The 16,783-nt window shown below is 70.4% G+C and carries 13 protein-coding genes; 12 read left to right on the top strand and 1 reads right to left on the bottom strand.

Annotated features, from left to right (window positions below; genetic code table 11):
- Positions 1-608: 608 nt before the first annotated feature.
- The 12 genes from ACZ6BG_RS10855 (at position 609) to ACZ6BG_RS10800 (ending at position 15,078) form a co-directional block, all read left to right on the top strand.
- On the top strand, positions 609-938 hold the full coding sequence (locus ACZ6BG_RS10855) for a hypothetical protein (RefSeq protein ID WP_469000205.1): 330 nt from the start codon (positions 609-611) through the stop codon (positions 936-938).
- A gap of 79 nt (positions 939-1,017) precedes the next feature.
- Positions 1,018-1,329 (top strand): pore-forming ESAT-6 family protein, encoded by a 312-nt coding sequence (locus ACZ6BG_RS10850; RefSeq protein WP_468999584.1) that lies wholly within the window; start codon positions 1,018-1,020, stop codon positions 1,327-1,329.
- Positions 1,330-1,406: 77 nt separating this feature from the next.
- On the top strand, positions 1,407-1,805 hold the full coding sequence (locus tag ACZ6BG_RS10845; RefSeq protein ID WP_468999583.1) for a DUF6507 family protein: 399 nt from the start codon (positions 1,407-1,409) through the stop codon (positions 1,803-1,805).
- The gene (locus ACZ6BG_RS10840; RefSeq protein WP_468999582.1) at positions 1,802-4,273 is read left to right on the top strand and encodes a hypothetical protein; all 2,472 of its coding nucleotides are present in this window, start codon (positions 1,802-1,804) and stop codon (positions 4,271-4,273) included. Before ACZ6BG_RS10845 ends, ACZ6BG_RS10840 begins: the two co-directional genes overlap by 4 nt.
- Positions 4,270-5,307 carry a hypothetical protein gene (locus ACZ6BG_RS10835; RefSeq protein ID WP_468999581.1) on the top strand — a complete coding sequence of 346 codons (1,038 nt, stop codon included), beginning with the start codon at positions 4,270-4,272 and terminating at the stop codon, positions 5,305-5,307. The genes ACZ6BG_RS10840 and ACZ6BG_RS10835 overlap by 4 nt, the downstream gene beginning before the upstream one ends.
- Positions 5,308-5,323: 16 nt before the next feature.
- Positions 5,324-5,632, top strand: coding sequence for a hypothetical protein (locus ACZ6BG_RS10830; protein ID WP_468999580.1), 309 nt, complete (start codon positions 5,324-5,326; stop codon positions 5,630-5,632).
- Between the two features lie 31 nt (positions 5,633-5,663).
- Entirely contained in the window at positions 5,664-7,013 is a 1,350-nt protein-coding gene (gene eccD, locus ACZ6BG_RS10825; protein WP_468999579.1) for a type VII secretion integral membrane protein EccD, read from the top strand.
- A 17-nt stretch (positions 7,014-7,030) separates the two neighbouring features.
- On the top strand, positions 7,031-8,188 hold the full coding sequence (locus ACZ6BG_RS10820; protein WP_468999578.1) for a hypothetical protein: 1,158 nt from the start codon (positions 7,031-7,033) through the stop codon (positions 8,186-8,188).
- 106 nt (positions 8,189-8,294) lie between these two features.
- Positions 8,295-12,386: a type VII secretion protein EccCb gene (gene eccCb / locus ACZ6BG_RS10815; RefSeq protein ID WP_468999577.1), complete on the top strand. Its 4,092-nt coding sequence runs from the start codon at positions 8,295-8,297 to the stop codon at positions 12,384-12,386.
- A complete protein-coding gene (locus tag ACZ6BG_RS10810; protein ID WP_468999575.1) occupies positions 12,383-13,798 on the top strand; it encodes a DUF6177 family protein in 1,416 nt (471 codons plus the stop codon). Before eccCb ends, ACZ6BG_RS10810 begins: the two co-directional genes overlap by 4 nt.
- A 34-nt stretch (positions 13,799-13,832) precedes the next feature.
- Entirely contained in the window at positions 13,833-14,597 is a 765-nt protein-coding gene (locus tag ACZ6BG_RS10805; protein WP_468999574.1) for a methyltransferase domain-containing protein, read from the top strand.
- 100 nt (positions 14,598-14,697) lie between these two features.
- Positions 14,698-15,078 carry a winged helix-turn-helix transcriptional regulator gene (locus ACZ6BG_RS10800; RefSeq protein WP_468999573.1) on the top strand — a complete coding sequence of 127 codons (381 nt, stop codon included), beginning with the start codon at positions 14,698-14,700 and terminating at the stop codon, positions 15,076-15,078.
- A 656-nt stretch (positions 15,079-15,734) separates the two neighbouring features.
- Here ACZ6BG_RS10800 and mgrA read toward each other — a convergent pair.
- Complete coding sequence (gene mgrA, locus ACZ6BG_RS10795; protein WP_468999572.1) at positions 15,735-16,772, bottom strand: L-glyceraldehyde 3-phosphate reductase; 1,038 nt, start codon at positions 16,770-16,772, stop codon at positions 15,735-15,737.
- Between the last annotated feature and the right edge of the window lie 11 nt (positions 16,773-16,783).

Below are 16,783 nucleotides of genomic sequence, written 5' to 3'. Positions count from 1 at the left end.
CCGGGCCATGCTCCTCGCTCATGACCGGAGGGTGGTGGGGCCGGCCTCGCGGTGAGACAACAGGGAACCAGCAGGTCACAGAAGGTCGCCATGCCATCGGCGGCGAGACCCTGCATCGCTGACCGCCCACACTCGCCCTCAGTCGCCCTGAGAAGTGTGGTGCGCGGGCCAGGCGTCGCGAAGTTGCCACTCCTTGGCAGGGGGGGCAGGGGGGCAGGAGGCAGGGGCGCGGCATCCACGCTCAGTGTCCGCTCGCCGGTCGCGGTGGCAACTGTCTCCCCGTAGGGACCGGTCGCGCGTTCGCGGTATCCGCCGGGGGGAGAGAGACGATCTCAGGCCAGGCCGATGGCTTCCGCGTCGAAGGGAGCCTCTTATTCCTCGGACTTCCTCGGACTTCCTCGGACTTCCTCGGACTTGTGCGCTGTGATGCCGCGACATGCGGTAGCGGAATCAAGCCCCTTCTCTCCCAACTGCGTTGCGTCTGCAATGTGGTGTGGGAGAGTATGTTCGATGCGCTACGTGGCGTGTGTGCCTGGTGGGCGTGGAGTGATGTCGTTGCGCCGGTCAACTACTGGTTGGTCGGCGGATGGTTCGAGCGGGGGTGGCTTGTGAAGTTCGATATGGGTGAGACGACGCTTGCTGTGTTGGGGAGGCAGACGTCGGGGTCGAGTGATGATCTGGGGTCGTTGATCCGGGCGTTGGTGTCTGCGGCGGAGCCGTTGGAGGGGAAGTTCAACGGTGCGGGTAAGGCGACGTTTGATTCGTTCAAGTTGCGGGCGGATGAGATCACGGCTGCGTTGAACGGGTCGTTGTCGTCGATTCTGGGTGGTCAGGCGGGGATGGACGAGGCGTTCGGTACGGGTGTGCAGGAGCAGTCGGACAACGCGCACAAGAACATGGGCGCGGCTAATTTTCAGGCGGCCCGGTTCTCCGGCTGAGGGCTTTGACCGCGGGGTAGCCGGGGGAGCTTGCCCCTTCCACCACTCAACAACACACCGTTACACGGGGAGTTTCGTCATGGCTGGGAACCAGGACCGGCGTTCGTACGACACGGGTGCGTCCGCCGATGTGCAGGGCGGCCTGCACATCATCATCGGGAATCTGGAGCGGGTCCTCGGTGACCGGGACCGCGCCGTGAAGGCGGCGATGGCCGACTACCAGGCCGACGGAGTCTCGGACGAGTACCACGGCAAGGAAGTCCGCTGGAACAAGGCGGCGAACGAGGTGCGGGAGATCATCCGCCTTGTGCGGTCGACGTTGGAGGAGAACGACGGGACGGCGCAGACCACGTTGTCGCGGGCGCGGGCCGCGGTCAACAACATCGGCTGAGTACGCGCCGCGCAGGTATGTCGACGAACCGGATCGCTGGCAGGTGGTCCGGCGCACGGAGATCGAGGGGGCGTGTGATGACGGCGTGGGACATCGAACCCGGTGGAGTCCAGGGAGTACTCCAGCGGGCCGGTACAGCCGCCGAGACCATGGCGACCGCCGGCAAGCAGATGCAGAAGACGCTGCCGCAGGCGGCGAAGCACGCGGGGACCATCACAGAGGGTGGGCACGAGGGGCAGGGCACTCAGGGGCCGGTGGGATCCGCCCTTGGTGTGTTCTTCAACCAGTGGTCGAAGAGCCTCACGTACATCGCGAAGAGGACCGGAAGTTCGCTGAACGGCGCCAACTTGGCCACCCAGGAGTACATCAAGGGTGACCTGGACATGGCTGCGACGAAGCAGGGCAAGGCGCTCGCCGAGATGCCGGTGCCCGACATGCCCGGTGTCGGTGGTGGTGCGCGGGGTGGTGGAAAGTGAGCAGCGAGCTCATTGACCCCAATGGCATACCGCAGTTCACGGGCGACCTGGAGCAGCTTGAGCGGGACGCCACGGACCTCAGCATGGAGGCATCGCTGTTCCGCCTCAGCGGCGGCCAGGTGCATTCCACTTTCCAAGGGCTCTCGGCGTTCTACGAGGCTCCTGAGGCGGAGGATCTGTTTGCGACGACCAAGCCGGTGGCCACGCGATCGGATGCCTTCGCGGGCCAATTGGAGAAGGTCGCCCAGGCCTTGAGCGACTACGCGTCCGAAGTGCGGCCGCTGGCGAAGAAGCTCAAGCAATTGCAGATCGAGGCCAGTGCCTTTGTCATCGACGACGTCTCGACCGACGACGAATGGCGCAAGGACCAGGACAAGGTCGACCACAACAACCGGATGGTGGAGGACGTCAAAGCCGCCACGCAGGCCTTCCACGCGGCCGAGATCGCCTGCCACAACACGATCACCAAGCTGGTCGACGGCATTCAGCTGAAGCCCAGCAGCGACGGCAACACCAGCTGCGGAACGTATGGCTACACCGATGAGGTCCTCGACCAGGCCGAGGAACTTCCCTGGGGCGCCAAGGCGGAGCGGGACTACGACGGTGTCGACTGGTTCGTCCACCAAGCGAAGGAGGTCGGCAAGGGCTTCTTCGTGGACGGTGTGGTCGGCACGGCCAAGGCACTTGGCACGCTGGCGGGCAAGGACGGCTGGGGCGCGGCCGGGGAGGCATGGACCAACCTGGCCAAGCTGAGCACCGGTCTGACGCTGACCATGACACCCCTCGGCGGAGCCTTCTGGATGGCCAAGGACGACCAACTGCCCGGCTGGCTCCGGGATTCCCGCCAGGCCGTGGTCGCCACGGGCAAAGGGTTGATCGCCTACGACCAGTGGAGCAGGAACCCGGCGCGGGCCGGAGGGCTGGTCGGCTTCAACGCGGTGACCATCGTGGCGACGCGCGGCGCGGGGGCGGCGGCCAAGGGCGGGGCCATGGCGAAGGTGGTCTCGGCGACCGGCAGAGTGGGCCGGGCGGTCGATCCGTTCACATACGCCGCGAAGGGCGTGAAGTTGGCGACGGTCAAGGTCGGGGACTTGGTGGCGCCGCTGAAGAACTCCCGCCCGGGTGCGTACGCGGACATGGCCGAGAACGGTTTTCGGCTGCCGGAACGCGGCGCGGATGTGCCCGTGCGTCCTGCGGCTGTGCCGGACAATGCGCTGCGGTACGTCGACGGCAAGGGTAGATCGGTCTACCTCACCAAGGAGGGGGCTGTCCTCGACGGGAACGGCAAGGTGCTGCAGAAGGCGGAGGACGCCCGGCCGGAGCCGTCCGCTGCGGACCGCGCTGCCCCGGTGGTGAAGGAGGAGGCTCCGCCTGCCCTTCGTGCGCCGGATCGTCAGCCTGTGCTTGCTGGTAGGCATGCGGGTGAGCACGTGGATGGTGCCGTGGGCCGGGTCGGTGATGATCTTCAGGACGGCGGCGCAGCTCGCGATGCCACTGGTGAGGCCGGCAGGCGCACCCAGGGTGGCAGGGCTCATGAGGCGGGTCACGATGCGTCCGCTCATCACGAGCCTCCTGCGGGGCCGCCACGTGACGGTTCCTCGTCTGGTGCAGGCTACGGGTCCAGCGGCGGGCACCACGGTCCTGACGGGGCTCACCACAGCGGCGAATCGCCACCCAACGGCCACTCTGGGGATGGTCACACAGCAGACTCATCCAGTACCGGGCACGACATTCCGGGCCACGCGGACGCTCCCCATGGCTCTGGTAACCCCGCAGACCATTCGCCTGGTTCTGGTCCGTCAGGGCCGTTGCAGTTGGGCGGGGATGCCGAGCATACGCTGCGGGAAGCGATCAAGGGCATCCCCAAGAACACCATGAAACCCAAGGTTCTCGAGCGAGCGATCAGCCGCCTGGCGGAACATCCGTACGGCCGCGAAGTCGCGGAGGTCATCAGCTCTGGCAAATTCTCCCATGCGACCGGATTTCGGGACCTCGTGTCCCAGTTGGGCTCGGGAGTGGCCGGGCAGCACATCCGTGCCATCGACCAGATCAGGTTTGGCGATCAATTGCACGCGAGTGGCCTGCGGAACATTGAGTTCGAGATCAAGAACTCAGCGCACAAGGCGGATCTTGATGTCAAGGTGACGGACGATGCCGGGAACTCCTACGGCTACCAGATGAAGCGGCTCAACAACCCCAAGGACCCCTTTGAGCAGATCGCGCGGGCCGATTATCTGGGGCAGCTGTCCAAGTCGCAGGCGGACGTCAGAGTCATGCTGGTGGACGGTCAAGGGACCGTGGCGGACTGGACGAGCAGGGGCATTCCAGACGAGTTGCTGCGAGTCCATCGCGGCGAGCACGCGCTCAAGAGTGAAAAGGGTCGTGGCATTCTGTTCGTGCTCCGACTCGATGACGGGACGATCGTGATCCCGCCGGGCGCCAAGGTCGATCCGCGAGGTGTTCTGTGATTACGACGATTCCCGTCGGCAGCTGGTACTGGGAGACCAAGACACAGGGTGGCGGTGACGATCTTGCCTGTCGCGGTGTCCGGGACCTCCTCGAAGTGTGGGGTGTCATGACCGATGTCGGTCTCGCCCGGGGAGACGCTCGGGCGGACATCAGTGTGCAGGATCGCGCCGATGGCGCCGTCGTGTTCACCAAGCGGGATGTGCAGGTGGCGGCCGGGACCGAGGCCGCCGAATCGGATCTGCTCCTGATGTTGAGGTCCGTGGCCCAGACGCAGAGCGCGGGGCTTGTGACGGTCGACCTTTCTGTCCCGGGTGTTTGCCTGCGGGGAGGCAAGAGTGTCCAGGTCGAGAAGCTCTTCCTGATCTCGGTCGACGCCTGGCCCAGCGGGGCGGGGACCGTGGCGCTGCACGCCTACTCCGACGTGTGGATGACCCATGACCTGCGAGGGCGAAAGCACCCTGATGTTCAGAGGGAGAACGCCCCGCTGTTGGCGGCTGCTCTTGCTGGGATCGCCAGGCTCTTGGGAGCTGACGTCATTCCTGGAGATGCCACCTCTTATGGTGTGCCGTCGGCGACCGGGTTCGAAGACCTCCCGGACGAGGATCCGGACCTGCTGGATTCCTGGTACATGTTTGAAGTGCCCCGAAGGACTGAAGCGCTTCAGGCTCGACTGCCCTCAGAAGCACCGCAGTTCGCGACGGACACCGAATTGCCCGTCAGCTTTGTGGAGATTGCGATGGGAGGCAAAACCATCGGCTACTTGTGGGTGGCCGACGGCGACAGCGCTGCTGGGTACGAGCCGTACACCCCTGCTGGCGACGTTTCGGTCGAAGCTGGTGTGCGTTGGCTGGAGCGGTTGAGCGATGCCAAAGCGCGCGGTGCGGCTCCGTCTCACGCGCTGCGCCTGCTGGCGTCGGAAGCCGACGAATCGACGTCTGGGATGATTGTTCCTGGCTCCCAGGGAGTCGCCGACTCGCTGGAGGATCTGCAAGAGCTGTCCGGACGCGAGGACCGTTCTTTCAGCGGCATCTAGTGACGAATGGGTACCTATGGCGGCTCAGGACTATGACAGTCAGTTGTTGGAATCCGTGGCCGTCCGGCGGCGGCGTCTGCGTGATGCCGTCGTGTTCGGTGGGGAGCGGCAGCGGCGGGGGTGGGACGAGCGGTTGGGGAAGTTGGTCGGGGGGATTGTGATCGGGGCTGTGTTGTGTGCGGGGTGTGTGGGGTGGTCGTTCGTTTCGCATCGGGTGATGAAGGACAAGCCCGGGGGAGTTTCCTCCGTGCCCGGTTCGGGTTCCTCGGTTTCGCCTTCGAGCGGTGCGTCTAAAACGCCCTCTGTGTCCGCTTCTTCTCGGTGATAGGTTCGAACTTGTGATATCTGCGGGGGCAATGAGCCGTAGCCAGGGGCGAGTGGCGTTGAGCCGGGTGACCTTGGTGGGGGAGCGGCGGCGGGTCGATCTCGTACTGCCTTCTCAGGAGCCGGTCGGGCTGTTGCTGCCCGAGGTGATGCGGCTGCTTGACGATCGGGTGGGGGCTCGGCCCGAGTTGCGGTATCTCGTGGCTGCTGATGGGGCCGCGCTCGCGCAGGACAGCACGCTGGAGTCGGCCGGTGTCGCCGATGGGGCCGTGTTGCGGCTCGTGCGCGCCGAGGACGCGCCCTCCGCGCCCGTCGTGCATGACGTCACCGATGAGGCCGCTGGTGATCTGGATGTGCGGGCCTGGCGGTGGGGCGCGGGTGCCCGGCGTGTGGTGTGTGGTGTTGCTGTGGGGGTGTGGGCTCTCGTAGCCGCGGTGCTGGCCCGGGAGGAGTTCGACGACTCCCGGGTGGGGGCGGGGCTGCTCGGGGTCAGTGCGGTGACCGCTGTGTGCGGTGCGGTGCTCGGGCGGGCGCGGCGGCGCGGGCTTGCCGCCACGCTCATCGGGGCCGCGGGTGCGCTTGGAGTCTTTGGGTCTTGGACGCTGGGGGGCGCGAACGGCTGGTCCGGGGGCGCGCGGTTGGCGAGTGTCGTCTGCGTTCTGGTTGTTGCCCTGTTGCTGCTCGGGTGGTTCACGCCATTGGGGCGTGGTGGGCTCGTCGGCGGTGGCGCGGTCGCCGGGTGTGCTGTGGTGTGGGAGGGCGTACTCGGGATTCAGGGCGGTGGGCACGTCGACCGCGTGGGTGCCGTGCTCGCCGTGGTGTCGGTCGTCGCCCTCGGCGTGCTGCCGCGGCTCGCCCTGATGGCCGCAGGGCTCTCCGGTCTCGACGACCGGCGGTCGGGCGGGGCCTCCGTCAGTCGGTACGACGTGGGGAGCGCCCTTGCCGCCACCCACCGCGGGCTCGCGCTCGCCACGGTGGCGTTCGCCGTGTCCGCGGGGGCTGCCGGAGTGCTTGCCCTGCGTGACGTGTCCGTGTGGTCGGTGCTCCTCGCGGCGGCGGTCGCCCTGGTGCTTGCCCTGCGTGCGCGGGCGTTTCCGCTCATCGTCGAGGTGGTCGCCCTGCTCGCGGCCGCGGCGGCCGTTGTGGGGCGGCTCGCGTGGGTGTGGCTCGGCGAGTCCGGGGCCGCGGGCGGGCCGCTGACGCTGCTGGTCGTGCTCGCGCTGGCCCCGCTCCTCGTACTCGCCGTGCGGCCCGCCGAGCATGTGCGGGTGCGGCTGCGCCGGGTCGGGGACGCGCTGGAGTCGCTGGGCGTCATCGCTCTGATTCCGCTGGCGCTCGGGGTGTTCGGTGTGTACGGGCGACTGCTCGACACCTTCGCGTGAGGGTGCGGGACGACGACATGGCTGAGGCTAGGGACTGGCAGCGGGATTTGCTGCGGGAGCTGGGCGCTGGCGCGGCTGCGGGGGGCGGCGGGAGGTCGACCCCGACGTCCGCGCCCGCCGTTGCGCCGACGCCAACACCCACCACTGGTACGCCCGCACCCGCCGCCGTCACCGCCGCGAGTGTGCCGGCCACACCCGGACCCACGGCCCCCGCGCCCACAAGCGGCCCACCCGCTCCCCGACGCGGAGCGCCCCCCACTCCCGAATCCACCCCCACAGCCGACCCCCGCCTGGCCCTCGCCCTCGGCCGTCCCCAGCACGGGGACTCCCTCCCTCGGCGCACCAGCCGCTCCCTGCGCAAGCTCGTCGGCTCCGCGTCGCAGGACGTGGCGGACGAGAGCCGGATAGCCCGCGAGGTGCAGCAGCCGGTCACCACCGGCCGGGTCGTCGCGGTGACGTCGATTCGGGGCGGGGTCGGCAAGACCACCGTCTCGGCGCTGCTGAGCCGGACGTTCCACCACTACCGGCACGACCCGGTCCTCGCCCTGGAGGCCGACGCCGCCCTCGGCACCCTGCCGGTGCGGCTCGGCGCCGATTCGGTGCGCTGGTCCTGCGCGGACCTCGCGCGGATCCTGACGCCGTCCATGCAACTGACCGACATCACCGGCTACTTGGTGCCGGTGCCGGACGGCGGCTGGCTGCTGCCCGCCAGCCAGGGCCGCGTCGGCGCCCCCCTCGACGTACCCACGTACCGCACCGTGACCCTCGCCCTGCGCCGCTACTTCGCCGTCACCGTCGTCGACTGCGAGACGCTGCCCGGCGAGGTGGCCCGCACTGCCATGGACACCGCCCACGCCCGCGTCGTCGTCGCCCCCATGACCGTGGAGGGCGTGCACGGCACCCGGCTGGTCCTGGACTGGCTGGCCCAGCTGCCGCACTCCGCCCTCGCCACCACCGTCGTCGCCCTCACCGCCAACTCGCCGGACATGACCCTCGACCTGAAGACCGCCGCCGCACACCTGCGGGAGACCGGCGTGGCCGTGGTGCCCGTCGCGTACGACCGCCATCTCGCCCAGGGCGGCCCCATCCGCGGACCCCAGCTCGGCAAGGCAGCCCGCGACGCCGCCGTCCACCTCGCCGCCGAGGCGATGAGGCGCGCGGTACGCGTGCGATGAGCGGGACGACCACCGCCGCCGGGACCACTGCCGCCGCAACGGCCACCGCTCAGGCAGCAGAGGCCGCCCTGGTGACCGAGGCCGACACCACACCCATGAGGACGCGATGACCCACCGCCTCGTACACCGCCCGGCCCGCTCCACCCGCCCCCCGTCCGCCACCGCCCAACGCACCATCGAACCGCCCCCGAACCTCCCCGAGGGCAAGATGGGCAACGCCGCCACCGCGCTGCTGCCGATGGCCGGTGTCATGGGCTCGGTCGTGATGATGACCGTCATCCGCAACAGCCAGTTCGCCGCCCTCGGCGCCATCGTGCTGGTCTTCGCGCTGCTCGGCGGCGTCGCCCTGTTCTGGTCACAGCGCGGCAAGGCGCAGCGCACCCGGCGCACACAGCGGGAGCGATATCTGGAGTACGTGGAGGAGCAGCGCGACGAACTCGGTGCCACGGAGAGGGAGTTGCGCCAGCGGGCGCGGCTGCTGAACCCGCCGCCGCAGGCGCTCTACGACCTGGTACGGGATCCGGCCCGGCTGTGGGAGCGGCGCCGCGGCGATGCGGACTTCCTCGCCGTGCGGGTGGGCTGTGGCGACGTACCCGTACAGGAAGTGGTGATCGGGCAGCACGGCGGCAGTGGGGTACTCACGCCGCCGGACCCGTTCATGCTCAACGAGGCGCGCGCCCTGCAGGCGCGGTTCGCCGTCGCGCCGGACTTCCCGCTGGCCGTGCCGCTCGACCGGGCGGGAAACGTGAGCGTCGTCGGCGACCGCGAGGGGGTGCTGCGCGTCGTCCGTGCCCTGCTGGTCCAGGCCGCCGTGACGCACGCGCCGGACGATCTGGGGATCGCGCTCGGTGTGCCGGGGGAGCGGCTAGCGGAGTGGGAGTGGGCGAAGTGGCTGCCGCACGTCCAGGACGCGACGGCCGACCCGGAGGCGTGCGACGGGCCGGTCGCCGCCCGGCGCATCGCACCGGACGTGGCGCAGCTCGCCCGGCTGTGCGGCGCCGACCTGCGCCGCCGCTCCTCGTACGCGGCCGAGGTGCGGCGCGGGCTGTCCGGCAGGAACGCGCTGCGGCTCACCGATCGGCTCCTCGTGGTCAGTGACACCCACAGCGAGACCGCCGCGGAACTGCCCCGCCCGGACACGGCGGTCGGCCTCGCCGACATGGGCGTGACCGTGCTGCACCTCCTTGAGCGGCAGATCCACGAGCCGGACGAGGTGAGTGTGCGGATCACCGTCGACGGTGATCAGGTCGCGGTCGAGGACCTGCGTGCGCCGAGGGCGGGTGGCGCCCAGCCAGACGCCGCGCAGCCGACCGCCGGGCAGCCCGCCGCCGGGCAGCCCGCCGCCGCCCACGGCCTCGCCGACGACGTCAGCCTCGCCGGCGCCGAAGGGCTCGCCCGCATGCTGGCATCGCTGTGCCTGTCCGCCGAGTCCGCCGCCGAAGGCACCCCGGTGTCCGGCCCCGTCGACTTCCCGGCGCTGCTCGGCATCGACGACCCGGCCGCGGTGGACCTGGACCGGCTGTGGGCGCCGCGCACCGAGCGGGACTTCCTGCGCGTGCCGATCGGGCTCGACGACCGGCACGAGCCGGTGCTGCTCGACCTGAAGGAGTCCGCCGAGCTGGGCATGGGCCCGCACGGGCTGTGCGTGGGCGCGACCGGCTCGGGCAAGAGCGAGCTGCTGCGGACCCTGGTCCTGGCGCTCACCGCCACGCACTCGCCCGAGGACCTCGCGATGGTCCTCGTCGACTACAAGGGCGGCGCGACGTTCGCCCCCTTCACGGGCCTGCCGCACGTGGCCGGTGTCATCACGAACCTGGAGAACCAGGCCGACCTCGTCGAGCGCGTCCACACCAGCCTCGCGGGCGAGATCAAGCGCCGCCAGCAGGTACTGAAGGACGTCGGGAACATCGCCGACATCGGGCACTACGGCGCCCTGCGGGCGAAGGAGCCGGGCCGGGGCCTTGAGCCACTGCCGCACCTGTTCGTCGTCATCGACGAGTTCGGTGAACTCATCACCGCCAAGCCGGACTTCATCGACCTGTTCCTGTCCATCGGCCGCATCGGCCGGTCCATCGGCGTACATCTGCTGCTGTCCAGCCAGCGCATCGAGAGCGGCAAGCTGAAGGGTCTGGAGACGTATCTGTCCTACCGGCTCGGGCTTCGGACCTTCTCCGCCGACGAATCCAGGACGGTTCTTGACCGGGTCGACGCCTTCGAGCTGCCGCCACTGCCGGGCTTCGGCTATCTGAAGGTGGACACGTCCACGTACACGCGCTTCAAGGCGGGGTACGTCTCCGGGGCCCATCACGGCCCCACGGCGGGCGAGCCCGCGGATGACGCGCCGCGGGCCTGGACGTACCCGGCGTTCAACGCTCCCGCACGGGGCACGGACGGACCCCAGGAGGAGACCGGGACACGGGAGCGCGAGACCGGGCCGACCGTGATGTCCACGATGGTCGGTCAACTCGCCGTCGCCGCCGCCCCGGTCCGCCGCATCTGGCTGCCGCCGCTGCCCGACGCCGTCACCCTGGACGCGGCGGCGGGCCCCCTCCACGTCTCCGAGCACGGCCTGCGGCTGTCCCGCGGTGACGGCCACCTGCGCGTTCCCCTCGGTGTACTCGACGACCCGGCCCGGCAGTGGCAAGGGCAGTGGCTGCTCGACCTGAACGTCGCGGGCGGCCACGCGGCGGTCATCGGAGGCCCCCAGTCGGGCAAGACCACCCTGCTGCGCACCCTCGCCCTCTCCCTCGCCCTGACCCACACACCCGCCGAAGTCGCCGTCTACGGCCTGGACCTGGTGGGTGGCGGGCTCACCGCGCTGGCCGGGCTGCCCCATGTGGGCGGCATCGCCACCCGTGCCGACCCCGAGCGCGCCGCCCGCACCGTCGCCGAGGTGGGAGCCCAACTGGCCCTGCGCGAAGAACTGTTCCGCGAGCACGGCATCGACTCCCTCGACCAGCTGCGCCGCATACGCGCCAAGGGCGGGCTTCCCGAGCTCGGCTCCACCGACATCGTGCTGCTCGTCGACGGCTTCGGCGCGCTGCGCGAGGAGTTCGACGAGCTGGACGAGCGCATCGCCGAACTCCTCAAGCGCGGCGGCGGCTACGGCATCCACGTCGTCGCCGGAATGCTGCGCTGGAACGACGTGCGCATCGCCACCCAGTCCATGTTCGGCACGCGGGTCGAGCTGCGCCTGAACGACCCGTCCGACTCCACGGTCGACCGCAAGCTCGCGGAGACGTTCACCGCGGACACCCCGGGACGCGTCCTCACCGACGGAAAGCTGTTCGCGCAGACCGCGCTGCCGCGTACCGACGGCCTGCCGAGCGCCGAAGACCTGGGCGCCGCCCTCGACGACGCGGCGCGCACCATCGCCGCCACCTGGCACGGCGAACTCGCCCCGCCCGTACGCGTCCTGCCCACCCGGCTGCCCGCCGCCGGCCTGCCCTCCGCCCACGCCGAACCGCACCGGGTGCCGCTCGGCGTCGACCAGGACACCCTCGGCCCGGTGCTGCTCGACCTGTTCGGCCAGGACCAGCACCTGCTGATCCTCGGCGACAACGAGTGCGGCAAGACCAACCTGCTGACCTTGATCGTCGACCAGCTCATCGCCCGCCACGGCGACGACGCACTCGTCTTCGGCGTCTTCGACCCGCGCCGCGGCCTGCGCGGCGTCGTCCCCGAGCCCTACCGCGGCGGCTACGCCCACAACGCCAAGCTCGCCGCGGCCCTAGCCACCGGCATCGCGGGCGAGCTCGACAAACGCCTCCCGGAGACCGCCGACCCCGACGCGACCAGCCTCGAACCCGCCTTCACCGGCCCGCGCATCGTCATCCTCGTCGACGACTACGACATCCTCACCACCGCGGGTCAGCAGCCCCTGGCCGCCTTCCTGCCCTACGTCTCCTCCGCCCAGGACATCGGCCTGCACTTCGTCGTGGCCCGCCGCACGGCGGGATCCGCCCGCGCCCTGTACGAGCCGTTCCTCACCACCCTCCGCGAGACCGGCACCACCACCCTCCTCATGAGCGGCGACCGCGCCGAGGGACAGCTCTTCCCCGGCCTGTACGCCTCCTCGCAACCCCCTGGCCGAGGCACCCTCGTGCGCCGCGGGCACTCCCACCGGCTGATCCAGACGGCCCTCGCCCACGAGACCGAAGCCCCGGACGACGAACCGGAAGCGACGAAGCACCTGTGACCAAGGACGTCATCGCCCTCACGCCCGCGATGCCCGACGCCATGGCCCTGCTGGCGGGTCTGCACGCGGGCGGGCCCGATCTCAGCGTCCACTCCCTGGCCGACGGAGCCGTCGTCCAGTTGCGTACGCAGGACGGCCGGCCCCTGGTCTCCGTCGAGGCACCCGTGCTCGTCCAGACGCCCGGGGAGGCCCAGCGCCTGCTCGGCTCCCACTTCGCGGCGCCCGACGTGCCGTTCTGGTGGACGGAGGTCCGCGCGTCCACCGCCGTCGCCGAGGCGGCGGACCTCGCCGGATCGTTCTGCGGCCGCCTCACGCTGTTGCTCGGCGGCACCACGTGGCCGCCGGAGGCCGCGACCATCGGTGTCGTCCACATGCCCGACGGCCCGACCGGCGAGGAGGCCGTTCCCGAGCCCGAAGGCGCCCTGCCCGCCGTCGACGTCCTCACCGACTCCACCGCCGTCGTCCTCGCCGACCGCCCGGTCGTCGCCCTGACGGCCTGGCTCTCCGAAGTCCTGCGTGCCACGGCGGCCTCGGGCAGGGCACTGCACCTCGTCACCCCGTCCCCTTCCCGCCTGAGCCTGTCCCTGCGCACCGCCCTGACCGGCCCGCCGAACCGATGGGTGGTGCAGGCTCCCGAAGGCGGCTACTACGACGGCCTGTCCGGCGCCGTACTGCAGTGGCGGGACGGCACCTTCACTCCTGCTCTCGACAACGACGGCGAGACCGTGGCGGCCAAGGGCTTCACGCCGCCCGAGCCACCGTCCGAACAGCAGCTCACCGTCTCCGTGCGCACCCACCACACCCCCGACGCCGACCTCGTTCTGGGCCGCACCCTCGAAACCGCCTGGCACCACCTCACCGGCGCGGCCCCGGCGGGCTGGGGCACCGCCGAACCCGTCAACCTGCCTTGGTCACCTCGCCAGTTGACCGCACTGGCCCGCGACCGGGCCCCGGCCCCGAGCCACCTCCTGGCCGTCGGCCACGCCGACCGCCCCGCGATCGGGAGCCTCCGGGTGACCCGTACGAGGTCCGGAGTCGCGGAGGAGGCCGCGCTCACTCTCGGATACGCGGCCGACGAGCCTCCGCCCCTGGACACCCTGGAGACGCTGGCCGAAGCCCTCGCGTCCGCGCCCGGCCTGAGCGCCATGCTCATCACCCTGCGCCGAGCCCGCCACGACCTCACGGTTCCGGCCCACCTCGAAGGCCCGCCCATCCCCGTCTCGTTCACGCTGGGTCCCACGGACGTACAGGCCATCGGCCTCGACCACGCCCGCCGCCCGCCCCTGCCCCAGCGCCCCACCCCGCTCGGCCCCACCACCGCCCCGGCCCTGCACTACCACCTGAGCGACGGCACGAGCCCGGACGCCTGGACCGATCTCGGCGTGCTCACCCGACACCTCAGAAACACATAGCCCGCCCGGCGCCCCCGTGCCTACGATCACCCCCATGCCCACATCGCCCACCTTCGACCAACTCGTCGCCGAAGCCGAAGCCGCCCCCACCGAAGGCTGGGACTTCTCCTGGTTCGAGGGGCGGGCCACCGAGGCGCGGCCTTCGTGGGGGTACGCGCGGGCCATGGGGGAGCGGCTCGGGCGGGCCGGGGCCGCGCTCGACATTCAGACCGGTGGTGGGGAGGTCCTCGCCGCCGCGCCCGCGCTGCCCCCGCTCGCCGTCGCCACGGAGGGGTGGCCGCCCAACGTCGCCAAGGCCGCCGCGCTGCTGCACCCGCGCGGCGTGGTCGTCGTGGCCTCGCCCGAGGACGCGCCGCTGCCGTTCGCGGACGGGGTGTTCGACCTCGTCACCAGCCGGCATCCGGTGACGCCGCACTTCGACGAGATCGCCCGCGTCCTGCGGACCGGCGGGACGTACTTCGCCCAGCACGTGGGGCCGAGCAGCGTGTTCGAACTGGTGGAGTACTTCCTGGGGGAGCAGCCCGCGGAGGTCAGGGGCGCGCGGGACCCGGAGGGGGAGCGGGCCGCCGCCGAGGCCGCCGGGCTCGATGTCGTCGCGCTGCGCGCCGAGCGGCTGCGGATGGAGTTCTACGACATCGGGGCCGTCGTCCACTTCCTGCGGAAGGTCGTGTGGATGGTGCCCGGGTTCACCGTCGACGCCTACCGGCCGCGCCTGCGCGAGCTGCACGAGCGGATCCGCGAGGAGGGGCCGTTCGTCGCCCACAGCACCCGGCACCTGTTCGACGCGGTCAAGCGGTAGGCAGAGGTTGTCGGTGGCGGTCGGCCGTATTCATCCGTTCGGCGGTACTGTCGGTTCGGTAAGTGAGGCGGCGGAGCCGGTACGTGGACGAGGAGTTGGCATGGCGCATCGCAAGGGACCGTACCTCTGCGGCCTGGACGCGGCCGTCGATGTCGTCGGCGGCAAGTGGAAGCCCCTGATCCTGTGGGCGCTGCACGCCGGTCGTACGCTCCGCTTCGGTGAGCTGCGACGGCACGTGCCCGGCGTCAGCGAGAAGATGCTCATCCAGCAGCTCCGCGAGATGGAAGCCGATGGCATCGTCCACCGCGAGGTCTACCGCGAAGTGCCGCCCAAGGTCGAGTACTCCCTCACCGAGCTGGGCCAGACCTTGAACGCGGCCCTTGTGCCCCTCGGTATCTGGGGCGACAAGCACATGGAGCGGCTGGTGGAGCGGCACGCCGAGAAAACCGGCGCCACCTCCGTGCAAACCGGGGCAAACTGACAAGGTTCCGCCAGTCGATTCCGCATCGTTATGCGAACTGGCTCGATTCCGCTCCACGCGTCCCGTAAGTTCAGACCAACGCTAATTCGCGTGAGCAAATCCGCGCGGGCGGTGCCGCGCAGTGGAGGGGGCTGCGCGGCCTCGCGCACCCCTCGAAGTCCGGCCTCTCCCCGGCTTCCGCCCATCGAGCCGCGCCCTCGCCCTGCTCCCGCCCCGCCGGTCCACCCATCGCCGTCAAGCCCGCTCCCCACGCCCGCGTCACCCTTCGGGAGTACCCGCGCCCGGCGACCGGATCCCGCCGGGAGGGCCGAAATCCGGTGGGAGAACAGGCTCAGCCAGTTGTCGGGCGATTTCGGAGCGTAGTTGTGGCACGCCGATGCACCCCGAACCACTTACGAAGGGTTATGGTGGAAACCCCCCCTCGGGCCGGTCCGTCTCCCCCCCCACGGACCGGCCCGTTTTTTGTGCCCACTTCCGCACCCGCCGGAGGGCATGCGCCGGACACCCACTCAGCCCGTCCGGCGCTTGAGGGCGAGCGCGCAGCGCGACCGGGGGCGCCCCGGCCACGAGCAACCGTCCCCGGCCAAGAGCAACCGCCCCGGCCAAGACCCCCTGCGCAAGGGCACCCCCAGGCCACCCAAGGCCCCCGGCCAGAACTAGCTCCGACCAGCCCAGATGTTCGTCCCGGGCGTGGACACCGCGAACGTGTCGATCTCCGCGAGCTCCCCATCCGTCAGCTTCGGACCCGAAAGCGCCGCCACGTTCTCCTCCAACTGCTTCACGCTGGAGGCCCCGATGAGCGCGGACGTCATGCGCTCGTCGCGCAGGACCCAGTTCAGCGCCAGTTGCGCGAGCGACTGGCCGCGCCGGGAGGCGATGTCGTTCAGGCCATTGAGGCGGCGTACGACCTCGTCATTGAGCAGCTCCGGGTCGAGGGACTTGCCCTGGGTGGCGCGGGAGCCCTCGGGGATGCCCTTCAGGTACTTGTTCGTGAGCAGGCCCTGGGCGAGCGGCACGAAGGAGATGCAGCCCATGCCGGCCGCCTCCAGGGTGTCGAGCAGCCCGTCGTCCTCGGTCCAGCGGTTGATCATCGAGTACGACGGCTGGTGGATGAGGGGACGGACGCCCATCTCGCGCAGCAGCCGCGCCGCCTCCGCGGTCTGCTCGCTGTTGTACGAGGAGACGCCGACGTACAGCGCCTTGCCCTGCTGGACGGCCGAGGCCAGCGCGCCCATCGTCTCTTCCAGCGGGGTGTCCGGGTCGAAGCGGTGCGAGTAGAAGATGTCGACGTAGTCGAGGCCCATGCGCTCCAGGGATGCGTCGAGCGAGGACAGCAGGTACTTGCGGGAACCCCACTCGCCGTACGGGCCGGGGTTCATGAGGTAGCCCGCCTTGGTCGAGATGACCAGCTCGTCCCGGTAGGGGGCGAAGTCCTGGGCGAAGAGCTTGCCGAAGTTCAGCTCCGCGCTGCCGGGCGGCGGGCCGTAGTTGTTCGCCAGGTCGAAGTGGGTGACGCCCAGGTCGAAGGCGCGGCGAAGGATCGCGCGCTGGGAGTCCAGGGCGCGGTCGTCGCCGAAGTTGTGCCAGAGGCCGAGGGAGACGGCGGGCAGCTTCAGGCCGCTGCGACCACTGCGCCGGTACTCCATGGAGTCGTAACGGTCCGCCGCCGCGCGGTATTCGGAGGTGTCGTTCATGAGGACGAAGC

The organism is Streptomyces sp. NPDC041205 (assembly GCF_055591765.1).
This window is presented reverse-complemented; position numbering and strand designations above follow the sequence as displayed.

Excerpts from the sequence above, each read along its gene's own strand:
- ACZ6BG_RS10850 (WP_468999584.1), top strand. The coding sequence starts at position 1,018 with ATGGCTGGGAACCAGGACCGGCGTTCGTACGACACGGGTGCGTCCGCC.
- ACZ6BG_RS10845 (WP_468999583.1), top strand. The coding sequence starts at position 1,407 with ATGACGGCGTGGGACATCGAACCCGGTGGAGTCCAGGGAGTACTCCAG.
- ACZ6BG_RS10830 (WP_468999580.1), top strand. The coding sequence starts at position 5,324 with ATGGCGGCTCAGGACTATGACAGTCAGTTGTTGGAATCCGTGGCCGTC.
- eccD (WP_468999579.1), top strand. The coding sequence starts at position 5,664 with ATGAGCCGTAGCCAGGGGCGAGTGGCGTTGAGCCGGGTGACCTTGGTG.
- ACZ6BG_RS10820 (WP_468999578.1), top strand. The coding sequence starts at position 7,031 with ATGGCTGAGGCTAGGGACTGGCAGCGGGATTTGCTGCGGGAGCTGGGC.
- eccCb (WP_468999577.1), top strand. The coding sequence starts at position 8,295 with ATGACCCACCGCCTCGTACACCGCCCGGCCCGCTCCACCCGCCCCCCG.
- ACZ6BG_RS10805 (WP_468999574.1), top strand. The coding sequence starts at position 13,833 with ATGCCCACATCGCCCACCTTCGACCAACTCGTCGCCGAAGCCGAAGCC.
- ACZ6BG_RS10800 (WP_468999573.1), top strand. The coding sequence starts at position 14,698 with ATGGCGCATCGCAAGGGACCGTACCTCTGCGGCCTGGACGCGGCCGTC.
- mgrA (WP_468999572.1), bottom strand. The coding sequence starts at position 16,772 with ATGAACGACACCTCCGAATACCGCGCGGCGGCGGACCGTTACGACTCC.